Consider the following 20,380-nt stretch of genomic DNA (forward strand, 5'->3'; position numbering starts at 1 on the left):
GAAATCAGGCAGCTTGCGGGGCTTCCGCAGGCTTGACAGCTTCTTCGTAGGAGACCGACTTGTCGGTCACCTTGGCCTGCTGCAGAACAGTATCTACAACTTGTTCTTCGAGCACAACCGAACGGACTTCGTTCAACTGTTCGGCGTTCTTGTAGTACCAGGCAACAACCTGCTCGGGCTCCTGATAAGCCGAGGCCATTTCCTCGATCAGCTCGCGCACACGAGCTTCATCCGGCTTCAGTTCTTTCTGCTTGACCACTTCCGCAACGATCAGACCGAGAACGACGCGGCGCTTGGCCTGCTCCTGGAAGAGTTCGGCCGGCAATTGATCAGGCTTGATGTTGCCACCGAACTGCTGAACAGCCTGGACGCGCAGACGGTTCACTTCATTGTCGATCAGCGCCTTGGGCACTTCGATCGGGTTGCCGGCTACCAGCCCTTCCATGACCTGGTTCTTCACCTTGGTCTTGATGGCCTGGCGCAGCTCGCGCTCCATGTTTTTCTTCACTTCAGCGCGGAAGCCTTCAACGCCACCTTCCTGCACGCCGAACTGGGCGAAGAACTCGTCGTTCAGCTCAGGCAGTTGCGGAGCGGCAACGGCGTTCACGGTGACGGTGAACTCGGCGGTTTTGCCGGCCAGGTCGAGATTCTGGTAATCCTCCGGGAAAGTCGGATTGATCACGCGCTCTTCGCCGGCCTTGGCGCCAACCAGGGCGTCTTCGAAGCCAGGGATCATGCGACCCGAACCCAGTACCAGCTGAGTGCCCTTGGCCGAACCACCGGCGAAGGCTTCGCCGTCGATCTTGCCAACGAAGTCGATAGTCAGCTGGTCGCCGTTCTCGGCGGCACGCTCAACGTTCTCGAAACGGGTGTTCTGCTTGCGCAGGATTTCCAGCATGTTATCGACGTCGCTTTCGGCCACTTCAGCCTGCAGACGCTCGATCTCGATAGCCTCGAAACCGGCCACTTCAAACTCAGGGAACACTTCGAAAGTGGCGACGTACTCGAGGTCCTTGCCCTTTTCGAACACTTTCGGCTCGACGGACGGCGCACCGGCCGGGTTCAGCTTCTCGGCGACGACGGCCTCGTAGAAGGTCGACTGGATCAGGTCGCCCAGCGCTTCCTGGCGAGCGGCCTCTTCGTAACGCTGGCGGATCACACTCATCGGCACTTTGCCGGGGCGGAAACCAGGGATCTTGGCACGGCTGGCGGTCTGTTGCAGACGCTTGTTGACTTCGGTCTCGATGCGCTCGACCGGCACGCCGATGGTCATGCGGCGCTCAAGAGCGGAGGTGCTTTCAACAGAAACTTGCATGGATTTTCCTCGTTGCACAGACATAAGCCGGGCGTTCCGGCCCCAGAATGGGCAAGCATTCTAGTGGCTCGGTTGACATAAGTCACCCTGCCTGTCACACCGAGCAACAGCCGCACCGCGCGCGGATAATCATTGCTTGCGGCAGCCCGGTCGCAAATCAGGGACATGCGCTGCCAACTAACCCTGCACCAATCGCTTCATCCAATCGAGCAGAACGGTAGGCAGCAGGTCCGGGCGCGGCAGCAGCGCATAGCGGGTCGCACCGAATATCCGCGGCAGGTAGGCGCTGGCCTGCCGGTCGATGGTCAGGCAGAACGGCGATATGCCTTGCAGCACGGCTTCCAGAACGGCCTGACGGGTGTCCTCGATTCCGTATCGACCTTCGTAGTCATCGTTGTCACTGGGTTTTCCATCGGACAACACCAGCAGCAGCCGACGGGCCGCCGGCTGACGCATGAGATTGGCGCTCGCATGACGGATAGCCGCGCCACAGCGGGTGTAATGCTCCGGCTCCAGCGCGGCGATGCGTAGCGCCACCTCTTGGCCATAAGCCTCCTCGAAGGTCTTGATATCGCGGACCACCACCGCTTCCCTGCCCTGCCCTGAAAATGCCTGGATCGCGTAGGGGGCACCCAGGCTCTGCAGCGCGATGCTCACCAGCAACAGGGCTTCGCGCTCGACATCTATCACGCGTCGCCCCTGGGAAATCCAGCTGTCCGTCGACCCGCTGACATCGATGAGCAGCAGGATGGCCAGGTTCCGCTCTGCGCAACGCTGCGTACGGTACAGACGATCGGTCAGTCCGCTGCCCGCTCGAAAATTCGCCAGCGCATCGACATATGCATCCAGGTCCAGCTCGTCTCCATCGACCTGACCGCGCAACCAGGCCCGGTGGGTGCGCAGCAATTCGAAGCGGCGGCGAATCCCCTCAAGCAATCCTCGATGAGATTCGAGCGTTTCTGCTAGCCAGACTGGATTACCTGGGGGAGCCGTGCGTACCTGCACGAGGGCGTTCTGCTCGCGGTAATGCTGCGTGCGGTAATCCCATTCGGGATAGCTAATCCCTCGCTGCGCAGCCAAAACGCCGGGTGCAAGCGCGTTAACAGAGGCATCTGGTGGGTCATCAGCCAGCAGCACCTCCTTGGGCTGTCCGGGTGAAGCGACCAGACGCGCCTGAGGAAGATCGCCGAGCATTTCCCCGAACAGCTCTGCATCCGTGTCGTCCCGATCGATGGGCCGCTGCAGGCCCATCGGGTCCTCCGCGTGGGGATGAGGTTCGTCCAGCTGGATCATCAGCGGTCCGCTTTCCTCCGATTCATCCTCATCGGGGCGCGCCTGACGAATATCGGGTCGCCGTTCGAGCCGCACGCTCTGCGGCGCCGGCTGAGTGGGGTCGTGTGAAATCGGAGCAGCGACCGCATGCTGCTGATGGCGCATCGCAGGAGCCAGCAACGTTCCGGTCCACCAGTCCGCGAACAGTGGCTCCTGGCCGATGCGTCCTCCAGGAGCAGGTTCCAATGCCCATTCGGCCACCAATCGAGTCGCCCAGTCGCACGACGCTTCCGGCGTAGGCGACTGCGGAAAACCATCCGCCTCGCCCACCAGCAGCGCACGCACGCGGGCCTCCAGAGGGCGTCGTGCCGCACCGAACGCACTCAGCGCTGGACGACGCGCGAGTGCGCAGACCCGCAATACCTGTACCGAGTCAGCCAGCCCTGGCATTTCCTCTAGCAGCTCGCGCTCGGCCGCATGGGCTTCCAGCAGGTGGTAAAGCGCACCGGCAAGTAGCGGGAGACTGCGCCAATCGCTCAGTGCACTGCCGCGGCGAATGCGCATAGCCTGCTGCAACGCCATCACTTTATAGAGGGTCGCCGCAAGCGGGCGGTCAGGGATATCCAGCATGCGCGGCAACCAGATACTCGCGCCATCGGTTGCCGGTACTGCAGCGCGCCGCTGTGGCCTGGGACTACGCCCAAATAAGTCGGCGAGCAAGGTCGGTCGTGCGGGGGGCTGGGCGACACGCAACCGATAGCTGTTGCCGAACACTGCCGCGAGCAGCAACTCCAGGCGCTCAGCCACCTCGCTCAGCGGCAGACTTGCAGGTGCGTCCGGCGCAGGGCTGTAGCGACGCCAGAGGCGCTGGGCGAAGACCGTCGCATGCCGCGCCGCGTCGGTAAGAACTTCTTCGGCTTCGGCCATGGTCTAGATGAATGTTCCGTCGACCAGATCGCGCATCGCTCCGACCAGCGCTTCGTCGTCCGAAAGTGGCGAGACGATTGCCGCCAGGCAAGCTTCACGCACGGCTATGCCATCGGCGCAGAGGGCGCCCGCTGCTATCAGCAGACGGGTACTGGGCACCTCGGCCAAGCCGCGATCGCGCAGCACTCGCAGCCTGCGCGCCAGTGTGACCAGGGCGCGCGCGGTCGGCGCATCGACACCACTCTCACGCTGGACGATCTTCGCCTCTTCCTCTTCGCTCGGAAAATCCAGATCCATGGCGACGAAGCGCTGACGCGTGCTCGGCTTGAGGTCCTTGAGCATGCGCTGGTAGCCCGGGTTGTAGGAGATCACCAACTGGAAGCCTGGTGCGGCCATCAGCGACTCACCGGTCTTGTCGATTGGCAGCAGGCGCCGGTGATCGGTCAAGGCATGCAAGACGACCACGGTATCCTGGCGCGCCTCGACGACTTCATCCAGATAGCAGATGGCCCCCTCACGTACGGCCCGGGTGAGAGGGCCATCCTGCCAGACGGTACCGTCATGGCGAATAAGGAAACGCCCAATCAGGTCACTGGCCGACAGATCATCGTGGCAGGCCACCGTGATCAGCGGCCTGTTCAGCCGCCAGGCCATGTGCTCGACGAAGCGGGTCTTGCCGCAGCCGGTCGGCCCTTTGAGCATGACCGCCAAGCCACGCGCATGGCAGCGCTCGAACACCGCGACTTCATTGCCGCACGGTACGTAGAACGGCTCCCCCTCACTCGCTTTCGCCAGTGGCGGGTATTCGGGCAACGTCACGTCGGGTGTACCTCCGTCTCTGCAAGCACCGGCTCCGTATCATCTAGGACGAAGCGTGGCGTGTAGCGGAAGAAGTCGTAGATGAACAGGGCAACGCCCACGGTGAACAGCGACGCGGTGGCAATGAGCATCACGAAATGGATCTGGATCTTGAGCTGTGCATCCAGATAGCCCATCCCCATGATCCGCTCCAGGTAGACCTGCGCGATACCGGCCGTGGCGAACGACAGCGTCATGCCGAACATGCCGGTAATCTGCAGCCAGAACGCCCAGTAGCCCAGCGCAGTACCCTGCTCCCGGCGCCCGGCAGTCAACGATGGCAAGGCATAGCTGATCATCGCCATGACGATCATCGCGTAGGCACCGTAGAACGCCGCATGGCCGTGCATCGCGGTGATCAAGGTGCCGTGGGTCCATTTGTTGACGCTCGGCCAGGTATGCGCGAGGCCCAGCAGCCCGGCGCCGAACAGAGAGAACAGCGCGCTGCCGATCGTCCAGTGCAGCGCCAACGTATTCGGGTGCGCCAGCCCCGAGCGACGCATGGCGCCGTAGGCGTAAGCGGCCATGCCGACGAGTGCGAGCGGCTCCAGTGCGCTGAAGAACCCGCCGATGGGCAGCCAGTAGGTCGGCACACCGACCCAGTAATAGTGGTGCGCCGTACCGAGAATGCCGGCAATAAACACCAGACCGACGATCACGTACAGCCATTTCTCCATGACTTCCCGATCCGCACCGGACAAGCGGATCAGCAGGTAGGCCAGGAAGCCGCCCATGATCATCATCCAGACGCCCTCGACCCAGAGGTGAATCGTCCACCAGCGATAGAAGATCGAAACCGTGTAGTTCTCGTAGTGCAACAATGCCGGCAGATACAGCAGCGCAGCACTGACGAAACCGATCATCAGCACCGCTTCGGTCGTGGTGAAGCGCCCCGATTTCCGGATCGTCATGCCGATGTTGTAGAGAAAAATCAGCATGCAGACGACGATGACGAGCTTGTGCGGCAGCGGCTGCTCGAGCAACTTGTTGCCGGTGCCGTAGCGGAACAGATAGCTGATGATCGCCGTGACGCCCATCAGCGTCCAAAGCACCAGCTGCACATAGGCCAGCTTGGTGCTGTGCAGCTCGGCGCGGGACTCTTCCGGAATCATCCAGTACGTCGCGCCCATGAAGCCGGTCAGCACCCAGACGATCAGCAGGTTGGTGTGAATCACTTTGGTGACGTCGAACGGCAGAATGTACAGCAGCGGGTCCGGCCCGATGTATTTGGTCGCCGAGAGCAGGCCGAACACCAGCTGCAGGCCGAACAACACCATCGCGACGGCGAAGTACCAGTAGGCGACCGATTGGGACTGATAGCGCATCGTAGTTTCCCCTTGAAGCGAACGTGGGTCGGCTTGGCCGTTCGTGTCACTTGAGCGTTTCGAGATAAGCCGTCAGCTGGTCGATCTTTTCGTCCGTCAGGCTCTTGTCGTAACCGGTCGGCATGAACGAGGTGCCGTCAGCGGAGTACATCGCGCCAGGAATGATGTGCGCGCTAGGGGAAACAATGGATTCGCGGATATACCCGCGAGCATCGCTGGCCTGCCCCTGGTAGTCAGGAGATGCGACGACCTCCGCCGCGCGGGTGGCGAGCCCGGCCAGGGTCGGCCCGGCCATGTTCGCCCCAGGTGCAATGGAGTGGCAGGCGTTGCACGCAGGCACCGCAGAACGAAACACCTGTTCACCCAAGGCACGCTCATCATCGTCTGCATCCACCGGCCGCGCGCCTGGCGGCGTGTCGTCGCGCTGCCCGCCGCCAGTATCGGCACCCGGAACGAAGCTGCCGGTGACCAGGATCGGCCGCGGCGGCCAGCCCTGGTTGTCAACTTTGCTCGCCCAGTCTAGGAACGCGATCAAATCACTGATCTCGTCCTCGGCCAGATTCTGCTGGGGCATCAGCCGGCGGTGGATCTTCTCGTCGTAGAACTTGGACGGATCACGCATATAGGCCTTGAGGTAAGGCTCACCGCGGTGCTGGGTGATCTTGGTCAGATCCGGCGCGTAATAGGCGCCTTCACCGAACAGCGTGTGGCAGTTGATGCAGTTGTACTTATGCCAGACATCCATCCCGTGCTTGACCTCAGCCGTGATGTTTTCGGCGTTGGTGAGCTTGGGAAACTGCCGATGACTGTCCACTGTCAGCCCGATGAACACGAGCGTGGCGACACCGGTTGCGGCAATCGCGAAGAGCCTCGCTTGGCGGTTGTTCATGGCGTGCCCTCAGACGTTGATGCCTGTCCAGTGAATGAGCGTCATCGTGAACGCGTAGAGCATTGCGCCAAACATCAGCGCCAGCACGACAACACTCAGGATCTTCAATGGGCCGTAGAGCTTTCGAGCCTGCATGCCATCTCCTTCGCAGCATCAGCTGCAGTCTGGGAAACCGCTCTCAATGTCCGGAATGTGGATCAACCGGTTCGGGGCTGGAAAAGATCGAAGCGTCCGCTTCGCCCTTCACTGACAAAACGCCCATCAGGCCTTTCTCTGCGCGCGACAGGGCGTGGTCCACCAGGATGTACTTGCCTGGATAGTCCGCGACGAACTCGACCATGGTCGCGCCGCCGGCCGGTACCAGAGTTGTCTGCACATCCGTCAAGGGTGGGCTGGTGAGCGATCCCTGATCGAAAACCTTGTCGAAGATTTCGCCAATCACATGGAAGCTGGAAATCAGGTTCGGGCCGCCAACACCGAAGAAGATGCGCACGCTGTCGCCAGTGTTGACTTCCATCTTATGGATACTGGTCAGAGCATCCTTAGAGCCATTGAACATTAGATGTTGCGGCGTCTCGCGCAGCAGCATGTCGAGCGAGAACTCATGCAGCCCGCGTGCGCCTCTGGGGCTTGCCGTGTACAGCTCGCCTTGCATCACGTAGAACTCATGGTCGACCTTCGGCAACCCGCCCTCGGGCTCGACCAGGATCAACCCATACATGCCGTTGCTGATGTGCTGGGCAACCATCGGTGTGGCGCAGTGATAGACGTATAGGCCTGGCTGCAGCGCCCTGAAGGTGAACGAACGGGTCTGTCCAGGCGCGACCTGGGTGACCGCGGCGCCGCCGCCGGGTCCGGTAACCGCGTGCAGATCAATGGAATGAATATGCGCGCTGTCAGGCTCATTACTGAGATTCAACGTGACGGTATCGCCCTCGCGGATGCGCACCATCGGACCGGGAACAGTACCGTCGAAAGTCCAGAACTTGTAGGTGCTGCCATCGCTCAGCCGTCCCTCCTCCTCGGTGGTCCGCAGGTCGAGGGTGATGCTCTTCGGTTCGCGATTGCCAACTGGCTCACCCACCTGTGTCGGATCCTTGGAAAGGTCTTTGCCCTGCTCGACGACCGTCTCCGGGCCATCGCCCACAACCAGCTTGCCGACCATCCCGGCTGCCTTGTGGCCCGGTAGCGTGCAGTAGTACTCGAAGGTTCCATTTCTGGTTGCCCGAAAGACGATGGAGGTCGCTGCACCCTTGCCCGAAATCTCACTGGAGGTCGCTTCGAACTCAGGGACCGCGATGTCGTGAACCGCCCCGTCACCATTGATGAGGTTGATCTGTACAACAGCGCCTTCAGGAACCCGCAAGTCAGGATTTACCTGCCCCCGGGTCAATCCCGACTCACTGACATAGACCAATTTTCCATCGGCAATGTCGGTACGTAGGGTAATGGTGACGTCCGGGCGATAACTGACATCGCTACTTGATTTTGTCTGTGCCCAAAGAGCGTTTGGCAAAACAAGTAATGCAAGCAGCAGAACTCTAGATAGATAGCGCATGCCTGGCCCTCTAGACACCGAGTTAATCTCGTTCGCCAGTCTAGTCACGAGAAAAACAGTTGTCGGAACCAAGAATCTCCAGGCTAGCAAACAAATCAAAATAAGCTTATTGAAAAATCAGAATAATTGATCAGGCATTAATTCCAGTTCGTAACAGACTTACGCAGAGTCAAGCCTGGCGCGGCCAGCGCGCCAGACCGGCAAACATGGCATTAATCCCAAAACCGGAGCGCGACGAGTTTAAGCAGAGAACTTGCCGACAGACGGTAAGGTTTGACGTTCTACCGGCAATAAGCAGGCGGCTAAATTCCGGATTGTTTTAATGAAGAGCGCTAGTTTTAATTTCACCGAACGAACTTCGACGCATCATTAATTCTTCCGTTGGCGTTCAGTTATGTGAAAAGCAAATTTCACGCGCGCCGCCCGTCTGGCCCTCATCTTGTCCCTGCAGTATCAAGTGCCCCGCACTCCCGCATATCAATTAAGTGCGCGACCATTTCGGGCTTCGCTGGAAAGCACCCGGTACGTCGCGGGCCCTTACGAAAGATGAAGATGAGAACGCCCGAGCCGAGGGCATCATCTGCTTCAACTGCGGAAAAAGAGCACTGTCATAACTGACCCGGTGACGATCACAACGGCGCGAACGAGGCTCGAAGGAAGCCGTCGACCGACACGTGCCATGACATAACCGCCGACGGTTGCCGCCAGCATCATCACCAACGCCTCGCGCCACAGAATGGCACCGCCGAATGCATATACCGACACCGCGATCGCGGTCAGCACTGACGACACCAGATTCTTGAGCCCCTGCATCGAGTTGATATCCCGGTGACCGAGCAAGCTGAACGCAGCGAGCAGCACGATGCCAAGACCTCCATTGAAGTACCCGCCGTATACGCTGACAACCGCCAGGGTGAAACCCTGCACCATTGCATTCGCTTCACTCTCGGTCGAATCGCGCTTGAACCTGCGCAGCAACCATGGCCCGAAGGCGAACAGCAACGTCGCGACAAGCAGTAGCCAGGGAACGATCGCACGGAACACATCATCGGGTGTGGTCAGCAGCAACGCCGCCCCTGCGGCACCGCCGCCCAGGCTGATGGCAACGAGTGCACCCATAGATAGCGTCGCAGGCGGCCGCAGGTCCTCTCGATAGCCCCAGGTGCTTGCAAAATAGCCAGGTAAAAGCGCGAGCGTCCCTGAAGCATTCGCCGCCACAGCAGGCACGCCGGCATAAACCAATGCCGGGAACGTGAAAAAACTGCCGCCACCGGCAATCGCGTTCAGCCCGCCACCAAGAAAAGCGGCAACCAGCAGAATTGCCCACGTCGTGATCGAATGATCCATGAAAGTGCTACTCCGTTGCGTCCGGGTTACGAGAATCAATTGCCAGAGTGCTGGCTAGCGCCTCAAGCGCCGGGCTCAATAGCTCGCTGGCCGCGATGGCCGCCTGCTCCGGGTAACCGCGGGCTATGGCGTCATAGACGGCCGCGTGTGCTGCATAGGTAGGTTCCGGGAGCTGTTGTTCACCCTCCGTCTTGGCGATGGTGTTCTGCAGGCCCGCCCAGAAGAACTGATACATCTCAAGCAGCGTGGCGTTATGGCTGGCGCGAACGATGCTCAGATGAAAATCGGCATCTCTTTCTACGAACGCCTCGAGTGAGGCCTCATCGCTCCAAGTCCCCCGCGCCCCGAGAGCATCATGTATCGCTCGCAGGTCCTCATCCGTGCGTCGCGATGCTGCCAGGCGCGCGGCTTCGACCTCCAGCGCACGTCGAACTTCGAGCTGGTCATGCAGCGCGGCGTGATCAAGGCTCTGGAGCAACCCAGACGGGTCTCGACTGGAGAGCACGAACGTCCCCGCACCCTGGCGGACTTCCAGCACCCCGGTATGGACCAGCGCCCGCACCGCCTCTCTGACGGTGTTTCTGCCAACGCCTAAGGAGTCGCTGAGCTGGCTTTCGGTAGGAATTCGCATACCCGGCAACCATTCGCCGGCATTGATCTGCGATCGCATTTGCTCGATTACCCGCTCAACAAGCGAAGAGCGCGAGGTGTACTGCAGCGACATTATTGTTAATCCCTCAAATTCATCCCATGTTTCAATCATAGGATGAATTTAATACGCTATACAACTCGACGCTCAAACCGGGCCTTTCGCTATTAGCAGTACGTAAATCAATGGCTGCGGTGAACCGCAGGACAACCGCGCGCTTATCGGAGGTGCAATGGCCGCCGCCAGCTGGCGGCGGCCTGACAACCATTCACGAATGCGGCGAGCAATTGCTTCAACCTCTGCATGTAGATCGCCGCGAGGTAGCTCGTGCTAAAAGCCTTCCTCGACAAAGCCATCAGCCCAGAAGCCCGTCAGCTAAGCGTACCTGCTAGCGAAGCTTGGTAAGCTGGCCGCGTTCTACTCTCATTGGGGGTTCCGTGTTCTCTCTCAAGCGCAAAGGTGATTTCCGCCTGCAGCTGACCCGTACGCTGAAGCAGCCTGGACGGCACAAGATTGAGCTGTATCTGTTCACCCCGCACGAGAGCAACCTGTCGGCCTGGACCCTGTCGGAAGAACAGTTTTTCTTTACCACCCTGACGCACAGTTTCGGGCTGCTTGGCATGCCGTCGAAGGACCGCATCAGCAAGGCTGACCAATCCTTCGTGCTGCTCTCACCGCACTACGAAATCATGTATGGCTCCTGGTTCTTCCAGTACCAGGCCTCGATGGAGCGGCTGCGCCAGCAGATGCTCACGTCCGGGGCTGTGGCAGAGCCCGTAGCGCGTGCCCTGCGACTCAGCCAGAACTTTGCGCAACGCCTGCGCAAATCCAGCCCGAAGCAGAGCAATCAGCAGCGCTACTTCCGTCAGATGGACATCTATTTCTCGTGGCATGCCGAGCAATTCCTCCTGGAAAGCATGAGCCTCGAGAGCTACGCGACCCTCGACGAAGAGCTCAAGCAATCGGTGGCGGAGTTCCTGCGCCAGGAACGCAGATATCGCAAGGAGCGTGAGTACCTGAGCGACTTCCACGGAACCCCGACACGCATATGGAATCGCATGGCGCTGTACCACCGGCTGCTGGAGTATCCGGTAATGTTGCGCGCAAAGATCACGGAGCTGGGGGCCGGCACACACAAGCTGGTCAAGGCGATGTCGACGATGCTGATCATGTCGATTTTCACCTACTTCCTGTTCAATGCGCGCGACGCCAGCGAGAAACTCTCGCTCACTCTTCTGCTGGTAATCGCGCTGGTCTATGCCGTCCGTGATCTGCTGCGCGACGACATGATCACCGCCATCACCCGCAGGCTGCGCAAAGGCAAGCCGCGCTGGAAGGTTCGTCTGCTGATGCCCTACACCGGTAAGTTGCTCGCGCTGCAACGGGTCTGGCTCGACTACCGCAAGCTGCCCGATCTGCCGCCGTTGGTTCGGGAACACTCCGGCAAGTGGGCCACCAACGAGGAACGGCAGATCATCTGCTATCGCGTGCTGCTGATTCTGGACAAGGCAGCACTGGAGCACGACCAGATTCGAGAGCGACTCACGCTGGATTGCGAACAGCTTTGCGCGATGATCCAGGCGAGCCACAACAAGCTGTTTGTCCAGGCCGAAGGCGATGATTCCGCTGGTGACGACAGCAAAGGTTTAGTCCAGGCCCACCCCATCGAGAAGCAACACGACTACAACCTGCTGCTGCTGCACACCAATCCTGGCGAGCACTTCCCAGCAGCCCAGCGCTGGCGCCTGAGGCTTGGCACCAACGGCATTGTGCAATGCGAAAGCAAGAAGGCCCACTGGCCTGAACCACCAGAGCTGCAACGCTCCGCATGGTATCGACTGAGCCGCCTATGGCGACGAGGGTGAACCCATGCCGCCCTACTGACTCTGCCATTGAGCACGCAGACGACGGCGGATAGGTAGTCTCACGCGTCAAAACAGCAGACACAAAAAAGCCCCTATCACGGGGCTTTCAGCGATTTTCGATGCCTCTTACAGAGTCTCGAAATCATGTGATGGTGCGGACGGAGAGACTCGAACTCTCACACCTTACGGCGCCAGAACCTAAATCTGGTGTGTCTACCAATTTCACCACGTCCGCCAAGCAGGCTTAAACGAAAACGCCAGGCAGCGCCTGGCGTTTTCGGAAATATGGGGTGGACGAAGGGGATCGAACCCTCGACACCAGGAGCCACAATCCTGTGCTCTACCAACTGAGCTACGCCCACCATATTGCATTTGCTTGTGCCAGAGCCCGTAATGGCGCACCCGGCAGGACTCGAACCTGCGACCATCCGCTTAGAAGGCGGATGCTCTATCCAGCTGAGCTACGGGCGCTTTATCTGCATTCTGTTCGGAGCGCAGACTTGAAGCTCCGGCTATTGAAGAAGTCACCCTCTTCGAAAGCCATCTTACCCAGCAGCAGGCTGTGCTCGACAAGCGGGGCGAATGTTATAGAGGCTCCAAACAGTCGTCAACAGCAAATTTAAAAAAATTTCAGTTAGATAAAGGAGTTACAGGTGCTGGTAGCTGCTTCGCCTTTGCCACATCGCCGCGACATGCGAGAATACGCGCCCTTTCCAAGTCCTCTCCTATGGTTAACCAAGCGTCATGACCGCAAAACTGATCGACGGTAAAACGATTGCTGCCAACATTCGCCAACAGATCTCCGGTCGTGTTGCCGAACGCCGCGCCCAAGGGCTCCGCGCACCTGGCCTCGCCGTGATCCTGGTAGGCAGCGACCCCGCCTCCCAGGTCTACGTGGCACACAAGCGCAAGGATTGCGAGGAGGTGGGTTTCAACTCGATCGCCCATGACCTGCCGAGCGATACTCGCCAAGAGGACCTGCTCGCCCTGATCGATCAGCTCAATGACGATGCCTCCATCGATGGCATTCTTGTGCAGCTACCGCTGCCCAAGCACCTCGACGCGTCGCAGTTGCTCGAGCGGATCCGCCCCGACAAGGACGTGGATGGATTCCACCCCTACAACGTCGGCCGCCTGGCCCAACGCATGCCGCTGCTGCGTCCTTGCACCCCGAAGGGGATCATGACGCTGCTGGAAAGCACGGGGGTCGACCTGCACGGCCTGGACGCAGTAGTCGTGGGCGCCTCCAACATCGTCGGCCGACCGATGGCGCTGGAGCTCCTGCTAGCCGGTTGCACCACCACCGTGACTCATCGCTTTACCCATAACCTGGCCGAGCATGTCCAGCGTGCCGACCTGGTCGTGGTCGCCACCGGCATCACCGGGCTGGTCAAGGGCGAATGGATCAAGCCCGGCGCGATCGTCATCGATGTAGGCATCAACCGCCAGGCCGATGGGCGCCTGCTGGGTGATGTGGAGTTCGGGCCAGCCAGCGAACGCGCTGCCTGGATCACCCCTGTCCCGGGTGGCGTCGGCCCGATGACCCGCGCCTGCCTACTCGAAAATACGTTGCATGCAGCCGAACACCTGCACGGCTGATACCCAGAGCTGAAGCAAGAACGGCACCTTTCGGTGCCGTTTTTGATTACGTCGTTCCTTATTCAGCCAGACGCCAGGTCGTACCGCCTTTTCCATCCTCCAGCACCACACCCATCGCGGTGAGCTGGTCGCGGATGCGATCGGATTCGGCCCAGTTCTTTTCAGCTCGAGCTGTGAGGCGCGCAGCGATCAGTGCCTCGACTTCAGCTGCATCGACCTTTCCCGCCGCGCCAGCTTGCAGGAAGGCTTCAGGCTCGAGCTGCAACACGCCCAATACGCTAGCCAATTCCTTGAGGCGCGCGGCCAGCTGCGCAGCCGCGGTCGGATCAGACTCACGCAGGCGATTGACCTCACGGATCATATCGAACAGCACTGCGCAGGCTTCAGGCGAGTTGAAGTCATCATCCATCGCCGTAGCGAAGCGCGCGACGAACTCGTCACCACCCGCAGGCGCTACATTCGGCAGGCCCTTGAGGCCGTTGTAGAAGCGTTCCAGCGCGCTCTTCGCTTCGCGCAGACTGTCTTCCGAGTAGTTGATCGGGCTGCGGTAGTGACTGGACACCAGCAGATAGCGCACCACCTCCGGGTGATATTTTTCCAGCACCTCGCGGATGGTGAAGAAGTTGCCCAGGCTCTTGGACATCTTCTCGCCATCGACACGCACCGCGCCGGCGTGCATCCAGGCGTTGGCGTACTGCTTGCCGGTGGCCGCTTCGCTCTGCGCGATCTCATTTTCGTGGTGCGGGAACACCAGATCCGGACCGCCACCATGAATGTCGAACGTCTCACCCAGGCAGCAGGTCGACATCACCGAGCACTCGATATGCCAGCCCGGGCGACCGGCACCCCACGGCGAACTCCAGCTCGGCTCGCCCGGTTTGGCTCCCTTCCACAGCACGAAATCCAGCGGATCTTGCTTGGCCTCATCGACCTCGATGCGCGCGCCGATTTTCAGGTCCTCGATCTTGCGCCGCGACAGCTTGCCGTAACCGACGAACTTGCCGACACGGTAATAGACATCGCCGTTGCCCGGAGCGTAGGCAAAGCCCTTGTCGATCAGTGTCTGGATCATCTGGTGCATGCCAGCGATGTGATCAGTGGCGCGCGGCTCGATATCAGGACGCAACACGTCGAGGCGCGTCTCGTCCTCGTGCATGGCGGCGATCATGCGCTCGACCAGGGCCTGGAACGGCTCGCCGTTCTCGCCGGCACGGCGAATGATCTTGTCGTCGATGTCGGTGATATTGCGCACGTAGGTCACGTCATAACCTCGGTGGCGCAACCAGCGAGTCACTACATCGAACGCGACCATCACCCGCGCATGCCCGATATGGCAGAAGTCATAGACCGTCATGCCGCAGACATACATGCGCACGTTGTTGCCTTGCAGTGGGCGGAACGCTTCCTTGGTCTTGGTCAGCGTGTTGTAGATCGACAGCGCCATCATTGACCCCAGGAGTCACGCAGCGTGACGGTACGGTTGAACACGGGAGCGCCGGGCTTGCTGTCCTTCAGGTCGGCACAGAAATAGCCTTCACGCTCGAACTGGAAGCGCTCTTCCGGTTCGGCGTTAGCAAGTGAAGGCTCGGCACGGCAACCCTTGAGCACTACCAGCGACTCGGGGTTGATATTGTCGAGGAAGCTACCGCCCTCCTCGTCCTTCTCCGGATTAGCCGAGCGGAACAGGCGGTCGTACAGGCGCACCTCGCACTCCACGCTCTCGGCAGCCGGTACCCAGTGGATCACGCCTTTGACCTTGCGACCCTCGGGGTTCTTACCCAGGGTGTTGTCGTCATACGAGCAGCGCAGCTCGACGATATTGCCCGCCTCGTCTTTCACGGCCTCGTCGGCGCGGATCACGTAACTGCCGCGCAGGCGGACTTCACCGCCCGGGATGAGGCGCTTGAATCCGGCCGGTGGGACTTCTTCGAAGTCACTTGTGTCGATATAGATCTCGCGACTGAACGGCAGCACCCGCACGCCCATGTCCTGCTTCGGATGACGCGGCAGCTCGAGGTTCTCGACCTGACCTTCCGGGTAGTTGGTGATCACCACCTTGAGCGGCTTGAGCACGCACATCGCACGCGCTGCGTTGGCGTCCAGGTCCTCACGAATCGCGAACTCCAGCATGCCGATGTCGACCACACCACCAGCACGGTTCACGCCGATCATGTCGCAGAAGTTACGGATCGACGCTGGGGTGTAGCCGCGGCGCCGGAAGCCGGAGAGCGTCGACATCCGCGGGTCGTCCCAACCACTCACATGCTTCTCATCGACCAGCTGCTTGAGCTTGCGCTTGCTGGTGATGGTGTAATTCAGATTGAGACGAGCGAATTCGTACTGACGCGGCTGCGCTGGCACCGGCAGGTTGGCCAAAAACCATTCGTACAGCGGGCGATGATCCTCGAATTCCAGCGTGCAGATCGAATGCGTAATGCCTTCGATGGCATCCGACTGACCATGGGTGAAATCGTAGCTGGGATAGATGCACCACTTGTCGCCGGTCTGGTGGTGGTGCGCATGACGGATGCGATAAAGGATCGGATCACGCAGGTTCATGTTCGGTGAAGCCATGTCGATCTTCGCCCGCAGCGCGCGCGCGCCGTCCGGAAATTCGCCCGCCTTCATGCGCGCAAACAAATCGAGGTTTTCTTCGACGGAGCGCTCGCGGAACGGGCTGTTCCTACCTGGCTCGGTCAGGCTGCCGCGGTATTCGCGCGCCTGCTCGGAAGTCAGATCGCAAACGTAAGCCTTGCCCGCCTTGATCAGGTGAACTGCCCACTCGTGCAGCTGATCGAAATAGTTGGAGGCATAGCGCTCCTCGCCAGCCCACTGGAACCCCAGCCACTCGACGTCGGTCTTGATCGCGTCGATGTATTCCTGATCTTCCTTGGCCGGATTGGTGTCATCGAAGCGCAGATTGCACTCGCCGCCGAACTCTTTCGCCAGGCCGAAGTTCAGGCAGATCGACTTCGCATGGCCAATATGCAGGTAGCCATTGGGCTCCGGCGGGAAACGAGTGACGATCTTGGCGTGCTTGCCGGAGTCCAGGTCGGTCTGGACGATCGGGCGGAGAAAGTTGCTAGCGGCGGGAGTCTCGGGCTTGCTCATGATGTCCTTAACGATCAGCGAGTGCGGCTCAGGGTAGGCCGACCAAATCAAAGCGCTTATCATAGCGGACCCGTCAACCCCCTGACAGAGCAATGCGCCCAGGCGGCACTGCCATCAGCCATTGGCGGCACTCGGTATCGACGACCCCTTGCAGCGGCCTTCCCTGCACTTGGCCAGCCCAACGAAAACGGAACCTCTCCCCGATGATCAAACTGCACACCAACTACGGCGTCATCACCGTCAACCTGTTCGAAGACAAAGCTCCGGAAACCACCGCCAACTTCAAGGAATACGTGAAGAGCGGCCACTACGACGGCACCATTTTCCACCGCGTGATCAGCAACTTCATGATCCAGGGTGGCGGCTTCGAGCCTGGCATGAAACAAAAAACCACTCGCGCGCCGATCAAGAACGAGGCCAACAACGGCCTGTCGAACAAGACCGGCACCCTGGCCATGGCTCGCACCATGGAGCCGCACTCCGCTTCCGCACAGTTCTTCATCAACGTGAAGGACAACGACTTCCTCGACCATAGCGCGCCGACCGTTCAAGGCTGGGGTTATGCGGTGTTCGGTGAAGTGACCGAAGGCATGGACGTGGTCGAGAAGATCAAGGCCGTGGCGACCACCATGAAGTCCGGTCATCAGGACGTTCCAGTGGAAGATGTGGTAATCGAGAAAGCCGAAATCGTCGAGTAACGGCGTGTGATCCTGCTGATTTCGGATCTGCATCTTGAAGAGGAACGCCCGGATATTTCCCGGGCGTTTCTGCATTTTCTCGAAACACGCGCCTGCCAGGCCGAAGCGCTGTACATCCTCGGCGACTTTTTCGAGGTCTGGATCGGCGACGATGCAATGACACCCTTTCAGCGCTCAATCGCGCAGGCCCTGCGTAGCTTGAGCGGAAGCGGCACGCGCATCTATCTGATGCACGGCAATCGAGACTTCATGCTGGGCAAGAGCTTCTGCCGCGCAGCGGGCTGCACGCTGCTGGCCGACCCGAGCGTGGTCGAGCTTAACGGTGAACGCGTCCTGCTGATGCACGGCGACAGCCTGTGCACCCGCGACGAGGGCTACATGCGTCTGCGGCGCTTGCTGCGCAACCCGTTCAGTTTGTTCGTTCTGCGCAATCTACCGCTGTCCGCACGCCGAAAACTGGCGCGCAAGCTGCGCAATGAAAGCCGTACCCAGACCCGCATGAAGGCCAGCGACATCATCGATGTCACTCCGGAACTGATCCCGCGCGTGCTGGCAGAACATCGCGTGCGAACATTGATCCATGGTCACACCCATCGTCCGGCGATGCATGACCTGGTAGTAAATGGCCAGCCCGCCCAACGTATCGTGCTAGGCGACTGGGACCGACAGGGATGGGCGCTCCAGGTGGACGAAAGCGGCTTCCATCAGGCGCCGTTCGAGCTGAGCTAAGCGCTCAGCGGCACGCCGCTGTGAAAACGGAACTCATCATCCGGGCTTTCGATGAGCTCGCGCTCACGCTCACGCACCCGGATGATCATGGCATCCACGTCCGCTGCTTCACCGTACTGGTAGGCCAACTTCAAGTAATCCTGGAAATGGCGCGCCTCCGATTTGAGCAGGCCGTGATAGAACTTGCCTAGCTCCTCGTCAAGATGCGGAACCAACATGGCGAAACGCTCGCAGGAGCGCGCCTCGATGAAAGCGCCAATCACCAGAGTATCGGTCAACCGATACGGCTCGTGGTTGCGCACCAGCTCGCGCAGGCCAGCCGCATAGCGAGACGAGCCCACATTGCGCAGCGGGATTTCGCGTCGACGAACGATTGCCAGAACCTGCTCGAAATGACGCAGCTCCTCCCGTGCCAGGCGCGACATCTTGTTCTGCAGGTCGGGCTTGTCTACGTAGCGGAACATCAACTGGAACGCTGCCCCCGCAGCCTTCTTTTCGCAGTTGCCATGGTCGATTAGCATTACATCCTGATTCCGCAACGCCGCGCCCACCCATGCCGCGGGTGTAGCGCAACCGAGAAAATCATTCAGATCAGGAAGCATGTCGAACCCTGCATATTCAGGAACAAAATAAGCGGGCAGGCGCATGGCACCACTCCGCGTCGGGCGGGCATTATACGAATGCCGCGCGGAGCATCCAGCCTTGCTTGACGTACATCACGGCTGACATCCCAGGCTTGTCTATAGTTGACCAACCCGCATCTGGAAATGGAGCCGATCATGCAAGCCATTCGCTGCATCCTCGTGGTAATTGACCCGAACCAGCCACAAGAGCTGGCACTGAAACGCGCCCGCTTGATCTCGAGCGTCAGTCAGTCCCGCCTGCATCTGCTGACATGCGATGCAAAGCATGATCACAGCGCTCATCTGGCCGCACTGCGCGAACAGCTCGAGAGCGACGGACACCAAGTCAGTACGCAGCAAGCGTGGCACGACAGCATTCACCAAACGATCATCACAGTGCAGCAGGCTGAAGGCTGTGGATTGGTCGTCAAGCAGCACGTGCCGGACAACCCGCTCAAGCGGGCTCTGCTCACTCCGGAAGACTGGAAGCTGCTGCGCTACTGCCCCTGCCCGGTGCTCATGGTTAAAACCGCGAATCCGTGGACCGGGGGTAGCATCCTCGCCGCGGTAGACGTCGGCAATTCCGATCTGGAACACCGCACCCTGCATGCGACTATCGTCAATCATGGCTTCGAAATCGCCAGCCTCGCTGATGGCAAGCTGCACGTAATCAGCGCTCACCCCTCGGCGATGCTCTCGGCTGCCGACCCAGCGTTCCAGCTAAAGGAAACCATCGAAGCGCGGTACCGTGAGGCCTGCAAGCAATTCCAGGAAGAGTTCGATATTCCGGACGCTCAGCTACATATCGAGGAAGGCCCGGCAGATGCGCTGATTCCCCGCGTCTGCCACCAGCTTAAGGCAGTCGTCACGGTCATAGGCACTATCGCCCGCACCGGTTTCTCGGGCGCCCTGATGGGCAATACTGCCGAGGTGGTGCTCGATACGCTGGAAAGCGACGTGCTGGTGCTGAAGCCCGACGACATCATCGACCATCTCGAAGATCTGGTCCGCCACTGAGCCCACGAGCGAAGCCCCTGACGGGGCCTCGCTTCAAACCCTGAGATCCATGCCTTCCAGAAGAAAGCGTGGCGCGATGTACCGCTCGTAATGGGCCTCGGAGAGCAAAAAGAACTCCTGATCGATGGCGTCTCGCAACTCCGGAAGCGGCCGGTCACGGAACTCCGGCAATAGCGCAACGCCATATGCCTCGAGTTGCTGAATGACGCGGGCACCGCGAGCGATCAGCTGGTAGGCCCAACAATACGGCGACTGCTCCGCGACGAAGCGAACCCGCCTGCTCTCAAGTTGCTGGCGCAACAGCGAGGCATCGAAGACCTCGAGTTTGGCAGCCATGACCTGCGCCAGCAGGATTTCCAGCCGCCGCCAGACCGCGCGCTTTTCCTCCTCGTCATACGCATTCCAGTTCACCACCTCGTGATGAAAGCGCTTGCACCCGCGGCAGACGATATCGCCGTAAACCGTCGAGCACAGACCGATGCAGGGAGTTTTGATGCGCTGTGTGGACATAAGCGAAACAGGTCGTGGCGGGTCGAGCATCTTAGACTTTTGTCCTAGCACGGTCATCCATGTAAATGATCAGAACGTCTTCACATCA

Annotated in this window: 18 protein-coding genes and 3 tRNA genes; 5 read left to right on the top strand and 16 right to left on the bottom strand. The window is 60.1% G+C overall.

All coding sequences use genetic code 11. From position 1 onward, the window contains the following. Positions 1-4: 4 nt before the first annotated feature. From tig to PSEST_RS11190, 9 genes are all read right to left on the bottom strand, one after another. A complete protein-coding gene (gene tig, locus PSEST_RS11155; protein WP_015277081.1) occupies positions 5-1,315 on the bottom strand; it encodes a trigger factor in 1,311 nt (436 codons plus the stop codon). A gap of 177 nt (positions 1,316-1,492) precedes the next feature. Next, on the bottom strand, positions 1,493-3,514 hold the full coding sequence (locus PSEST_RS11160) for a nitric oxide reductase activation protein NorD (protein WP_015277082.1): 2,022 nt from the start codon (positions 3,512-3,514) through the stop codon (positions 1,493-1,495). A 3-nt stretch (positions 3,515-3,517) separates the two neighbouring features. Next, positions 3,518-4,333, bottom strand: coding sequence for a CbbQ/NirQ/NorQ/GpvN family protein (locus tag PSEST_RS11165; RefSeq protein ID WP_015277083.1), 816 nt, complete (start codon positions 4,331-4,333; stop codon positions 3,518-3,520). After that, on the bottom strand, positions 4,330-5,697 hold the full coding sequence (locus tag PSEST_RS11170) for a cbb3-type cytochrome c oxidase subunit I (protein WP_015277084.1): 1,368 nt from the start codon (positions 5,695-5,697) through the stop codon (positions 4,330-4,332). The genes PSEST_RS11165 and PSEST_RS11170 overlap by 4 nt, the downstream gene beginning before the upstream one ends. Positions 5,698-5,743: 46 nt before the next feature. Then, entirely contained in the window at positions 5,744-6,586 is an 843-nt protein-coding gene (locus tag PSEST_RS11175; protein WP_015277085.1) for a c-type cytochrome, read from the bottom strand. Between the two features lie 9 nt (positions 6,587-6,595). Then, entirely contained in the window at positions 6,596-6,721 is a 126-nt protein-coding gene (locus tag PSEST_RS22465) for a hypothetical protein (protein WP_015277086.1), read from the bottom strand. 43 nt (positions 6,722-6,764) lie between these two features. Beyond that, complete coding sequence (gene nirK, locus PSEST_RS11180) at positions 6,765-8,144, bottom strand: copper-containing nitrite reductase (RefSeq protein ID WP_015277087.1); 1,380 nt, start codon at positions 8,142-8,144, stop codon at positions 6,765-6,767. A 585-nt stretch (positions 8,145-8,729) separates the two neighbouring features. Continuing rightward, positions 8,730-9,491 carry a sulfite exporter TauE/SafE family protein gene (locus tag PSEST_RS11185; RefSeq protein ID WP_015277088.1) on the bottom strand — a complete coding sequence of 254 codons (762 nt, stop codon included), beginning with the start codon at positions 9,489-9,491 and terminating at the stop codon, positions 8,730-8,732. 7 nt (positions 9,492-9,498) lie between these two features. After that, positions 9,499-10,215, bottom strand: a complete 717-nt coding sequence (locus PSEST_RS11190) for a FadR/GntR family transcriptional regulator (protein ID WP_015277089.1) — start codon at positions 10,213-10,215, stop codon at positions 9,499-9,501. Positions 10,216-10,577: 362 nt separating this feature from the next. Here PSEST_RS11190 and PSEST_RS11195 point away from each other — a divergent pair, with 362 nt between their 5' ends. Beyond that, a complete protein-coding gene (locus tag PSEST_RS11195; RefSeq protein WP_015277090.1) occupies positions 10,578-12,005 on the top strand; it encodes a hypothetical protein in 1,428 nt (475 codons plus the stop codon). A 150-nt stretch (positions 12,006-12,155) separates the two neighbouring features. On the opposite strand, the gene PSEST_RS11200 is transcribed toward PSEST_RS11195, so the two are convergent. The 3 genes from PSEST_RS11200 to PSEST_RS11210 all read right to left on the bottom strand — a co-directional run bounded on the left by PSEST_RS11200 (position 12,156) and on the right by PSEST_RS11210 (position 12,476). Beyond that, a tRNA-Leu gene (locus tag PSEST_RS11200) sits at positions 12,156-12,240 on the bottom strand. A 51-nt stretch (positions 12,241-12,291) separates the two neighbouring features. Further along, a tRNA-His gene (locus tag PSEST_RS11205) sits at positions 12,292-12,367 on the bottom strand. 32 nt (positions 12,368-12,399) lie between these two features. Further along, positions 12,400-12,476: transfer RNA gene (locus PSEST_RS11210), tRNA-Arg, on the bottom strand. A 273-nt stretch (positions 12,477-12,749) separates the two neighbouring features. Between PSEST_RS11210 and folD the strand changes: the two genes are divergently transcribed. Then, positions 12,750-13,604, top strand: coding sequence for a bifunctional methylenetetrahydrofolate dehydrogenase/methenyltetrahydrofolate cyclohydrolase FolD (gene folD, locus PSEST_RS11215; RefSeq protein ID WP_015277091.1), 855 nt, complete (start codon positions 12,750-12,752; stop codon positions 13,602-13,604). Between the two features lie 58 nt (positions 13,605-13,662). On the opposite strand, the gene cysS is transcribed toward folD, so the two are convergent. Then, positions 13,663-15,048 (bottom strand): cysteine--tRNA ligase, encoded by a 1,386-nt coding sequence (cysS, locus tag PSEST_RS11220; RefSeq protein WP_041756994.1) that lies wholly within the window; start codon positions 15,046-15,048, stop codon positions 13,663-13,665. Then, complete coding sequence (locus tag PSEST_RS11225) at positions 15,048-16,715, bottom strand: glutamine--tRNA ligase/YqeY domain fusion protein (RefSeq protein ID WP_041756996.1); 1,668 nt, start codon at positions 16,713-16,715, stop codon at positions 15,048-15,050. The genes cysS and PSEST_RS11225 overlap by 1 nt, the downstream gene beginning before the upstream one ends. A gap of 203 nt (positions 16,716-16,918) precedes the next feature. Between PSEST_RS11225 and PSEST_RS11230 the strand changes: the two genes are divergently transcribed. Together PSEST_RS11230 and lpxH are read left to right on the top strand one after the other, a co-directional pair. Continuing rightward, entirely contained in the window at positions 16,919-17,413 is a 495-nt protein-coding gene (locus tag PSEST_RS11230) for a peptidylprolyl isomerase (protein WP_015277094.1), read from the top strand. Between the two features lie 6 nt (positions 17,414-17,419). Further along, the gene (gene lpxH, locus PSEST_RS11235; RefSeq protein ID WP_015277095.1) at positions 17,420-18,142 is read left to right on the top strand and encodes a UDP-2,3-diacylglucosamine diphosphatase; all 723 of its coding nucleotides are present in this window, start codon (positions 17,420-17,422) and stop codon (positions 18,140-18,142) included. Here lpxH and PSEST_RS11240 read toward each other — a convergent pair. Then, positions 18,139-18,744, bottom strand: a complete 606-nt coding sequence (locus PSEST_RS11240; protein WP_041756998.1) for a tRNA-(ms[2]io[6]A)-hydroxylase — start codon at positions 18,742-18,744, stop codon at positions 18,139-18,141. The genes lpxH and PSEST_RS11240 overlap by 4 nt on opposite strands. Before the next feature lie 177 nt (positions 18,745-18,921). On the opposite strand from PSEST_RS11240, the gene PSEST_RS11245 reads away from it, so the two are divergent. Next, on the top strand, positions 18,922-19,782 hold the full coding sequence (locus tag PSEST_RS11245; protein WP_015277097.1) for a universal stress protein: 861 nt from the start codon (positions 18,922-18,924) through the stop codon (positions 19,780-19,782). A 33-nt stretch (positions 19,783-19,815) separates the two neighbouring features. Here PSEST_RS11245 and PSEST_RS11250 read toward each other — a convergent pair whose 3' ends face one another. After that, positions 19,816-20,292, bottom strand: a complete 477-nt coding sequence (locus tag PSEST_RS11250; protein ID WP_041756634.1) for a DUF1289 domain-containing protein — start codon at positions 20,290-20,292, stop codon at positions 19,816-19,818. Positions 20,293-20,380 lie beyond the last annotated feature (88 nt).

Source organism: Stutzerimonas stutzeri RCH2 (genome assembly GCF_000327065.1).
Taxonomy (GTDB): Bacteria; Pseudomonadota; Gammaproteobacteria; order Pseudomonadales; family Pseudomonadaceae; genus Stutzerimonas; species Stutzerimonas stutzeri_AE.

Coding starts and splice junctions, on each gene's coding strand:
- tig (WP_015277081.1), bottom strand. CDS start 1,315: ATGCAAGTTTCTGTTGAAAGCACCTCCGCTCTTGAGCGCCGCATGACC.
- PSEST_RS11160 (WP_015277082.1), bottom strand. CDS start 3,514: ATGGCCGAAGCCGAAGAAGTTCTTACCGACGCGGCGCGGCATGCGACG.
- PSEST_RS11170 (WP_015277084.1), bottom strand. CDS start 5,697: ATGCGCTATCAGTCCCAATCGGTCGCCTACTGGTACTTCGCCGTCGCG.
- PSEST_RS11175 (WP_015277085.1), bottom strand. CDS start 6,586: ATGAACAACCGCCAAGCGAGGCTCTTCGCGATTGCCGCAACCGGTGTC.
- PSEST_RS22465 (WP_015277086.1), bottom strand. CDS start 6,721: ATGCAGGCTCGAAAGCTCTACGGCCCATTGAAGATCCTGAGTGTTGTC.
- nirK (WP_015277087.1), bottom strand. CDS start 8,144: ATGCGCTATCTATCTAGAGTTCTGCTGCTTGCATTACTTGTTTTGCCA.
- PSEST_RS11185 (WP_015277088.1), bottom strand. CDS start 9,491: ATGGATCATTCGATCACGACGTGGGCAATTCTGCTGGTTGCCGCTTTT.
- PSEST_RS11190 (WP_015277089.1), bottom strand. CDS start 10,215: ATGTCGCTGCAGTACACCTCGCGCTCTTCGCTTGTTGAGCGGGTAATC.
- folD (WP_015277091.1), top strand. CDS start 12,750: ATGACCGCAAAACTGATCGACGGTAAAACGATTGCTGCCAACATTCGC.
- cysS (WP_041756994.1), bottom strand. CDS start 15,048: ATGGCGCTGTCGATCTACAACACGCTGACCAAGACCAAGGAAGCGTTC.
- PSEST_RS11225 (WP_041756996.1), bottom strand. CDS start 16,715: ATGAGCAAGCCCGAGACTCCCGCCGCTAGCAACTTTCTCCGCCCGATC.
- PSEST_RS11230 (WP_015277094.1), top strand. CDS start 16,919: ATGATCAAACTGCACACCAACTACGGCGTCATCACCGTCAACCTGTTC.
- PSEST_RS11240 (WP_041756998.1), bottom strand. CDS start 18,744: ATGCTTCCTGATCTGAATGATTTTCTCGGTTGCGCTACACCCGCGGCA.
- PSEST_RS11245 (WP_015277097.1), top strand. CDS start 18,922: ATGCAAGCCATTCGCTGCATCCTCGTGGTAATTGACCCGAACCAGCCA.
- PSEST_RS11250 (WP_041756634.1), bottom strand. CDS start 20,292: ATGTCCACACAGCGCATCAAAACTCCCTGCATCGGTCTGTGCTCGACG.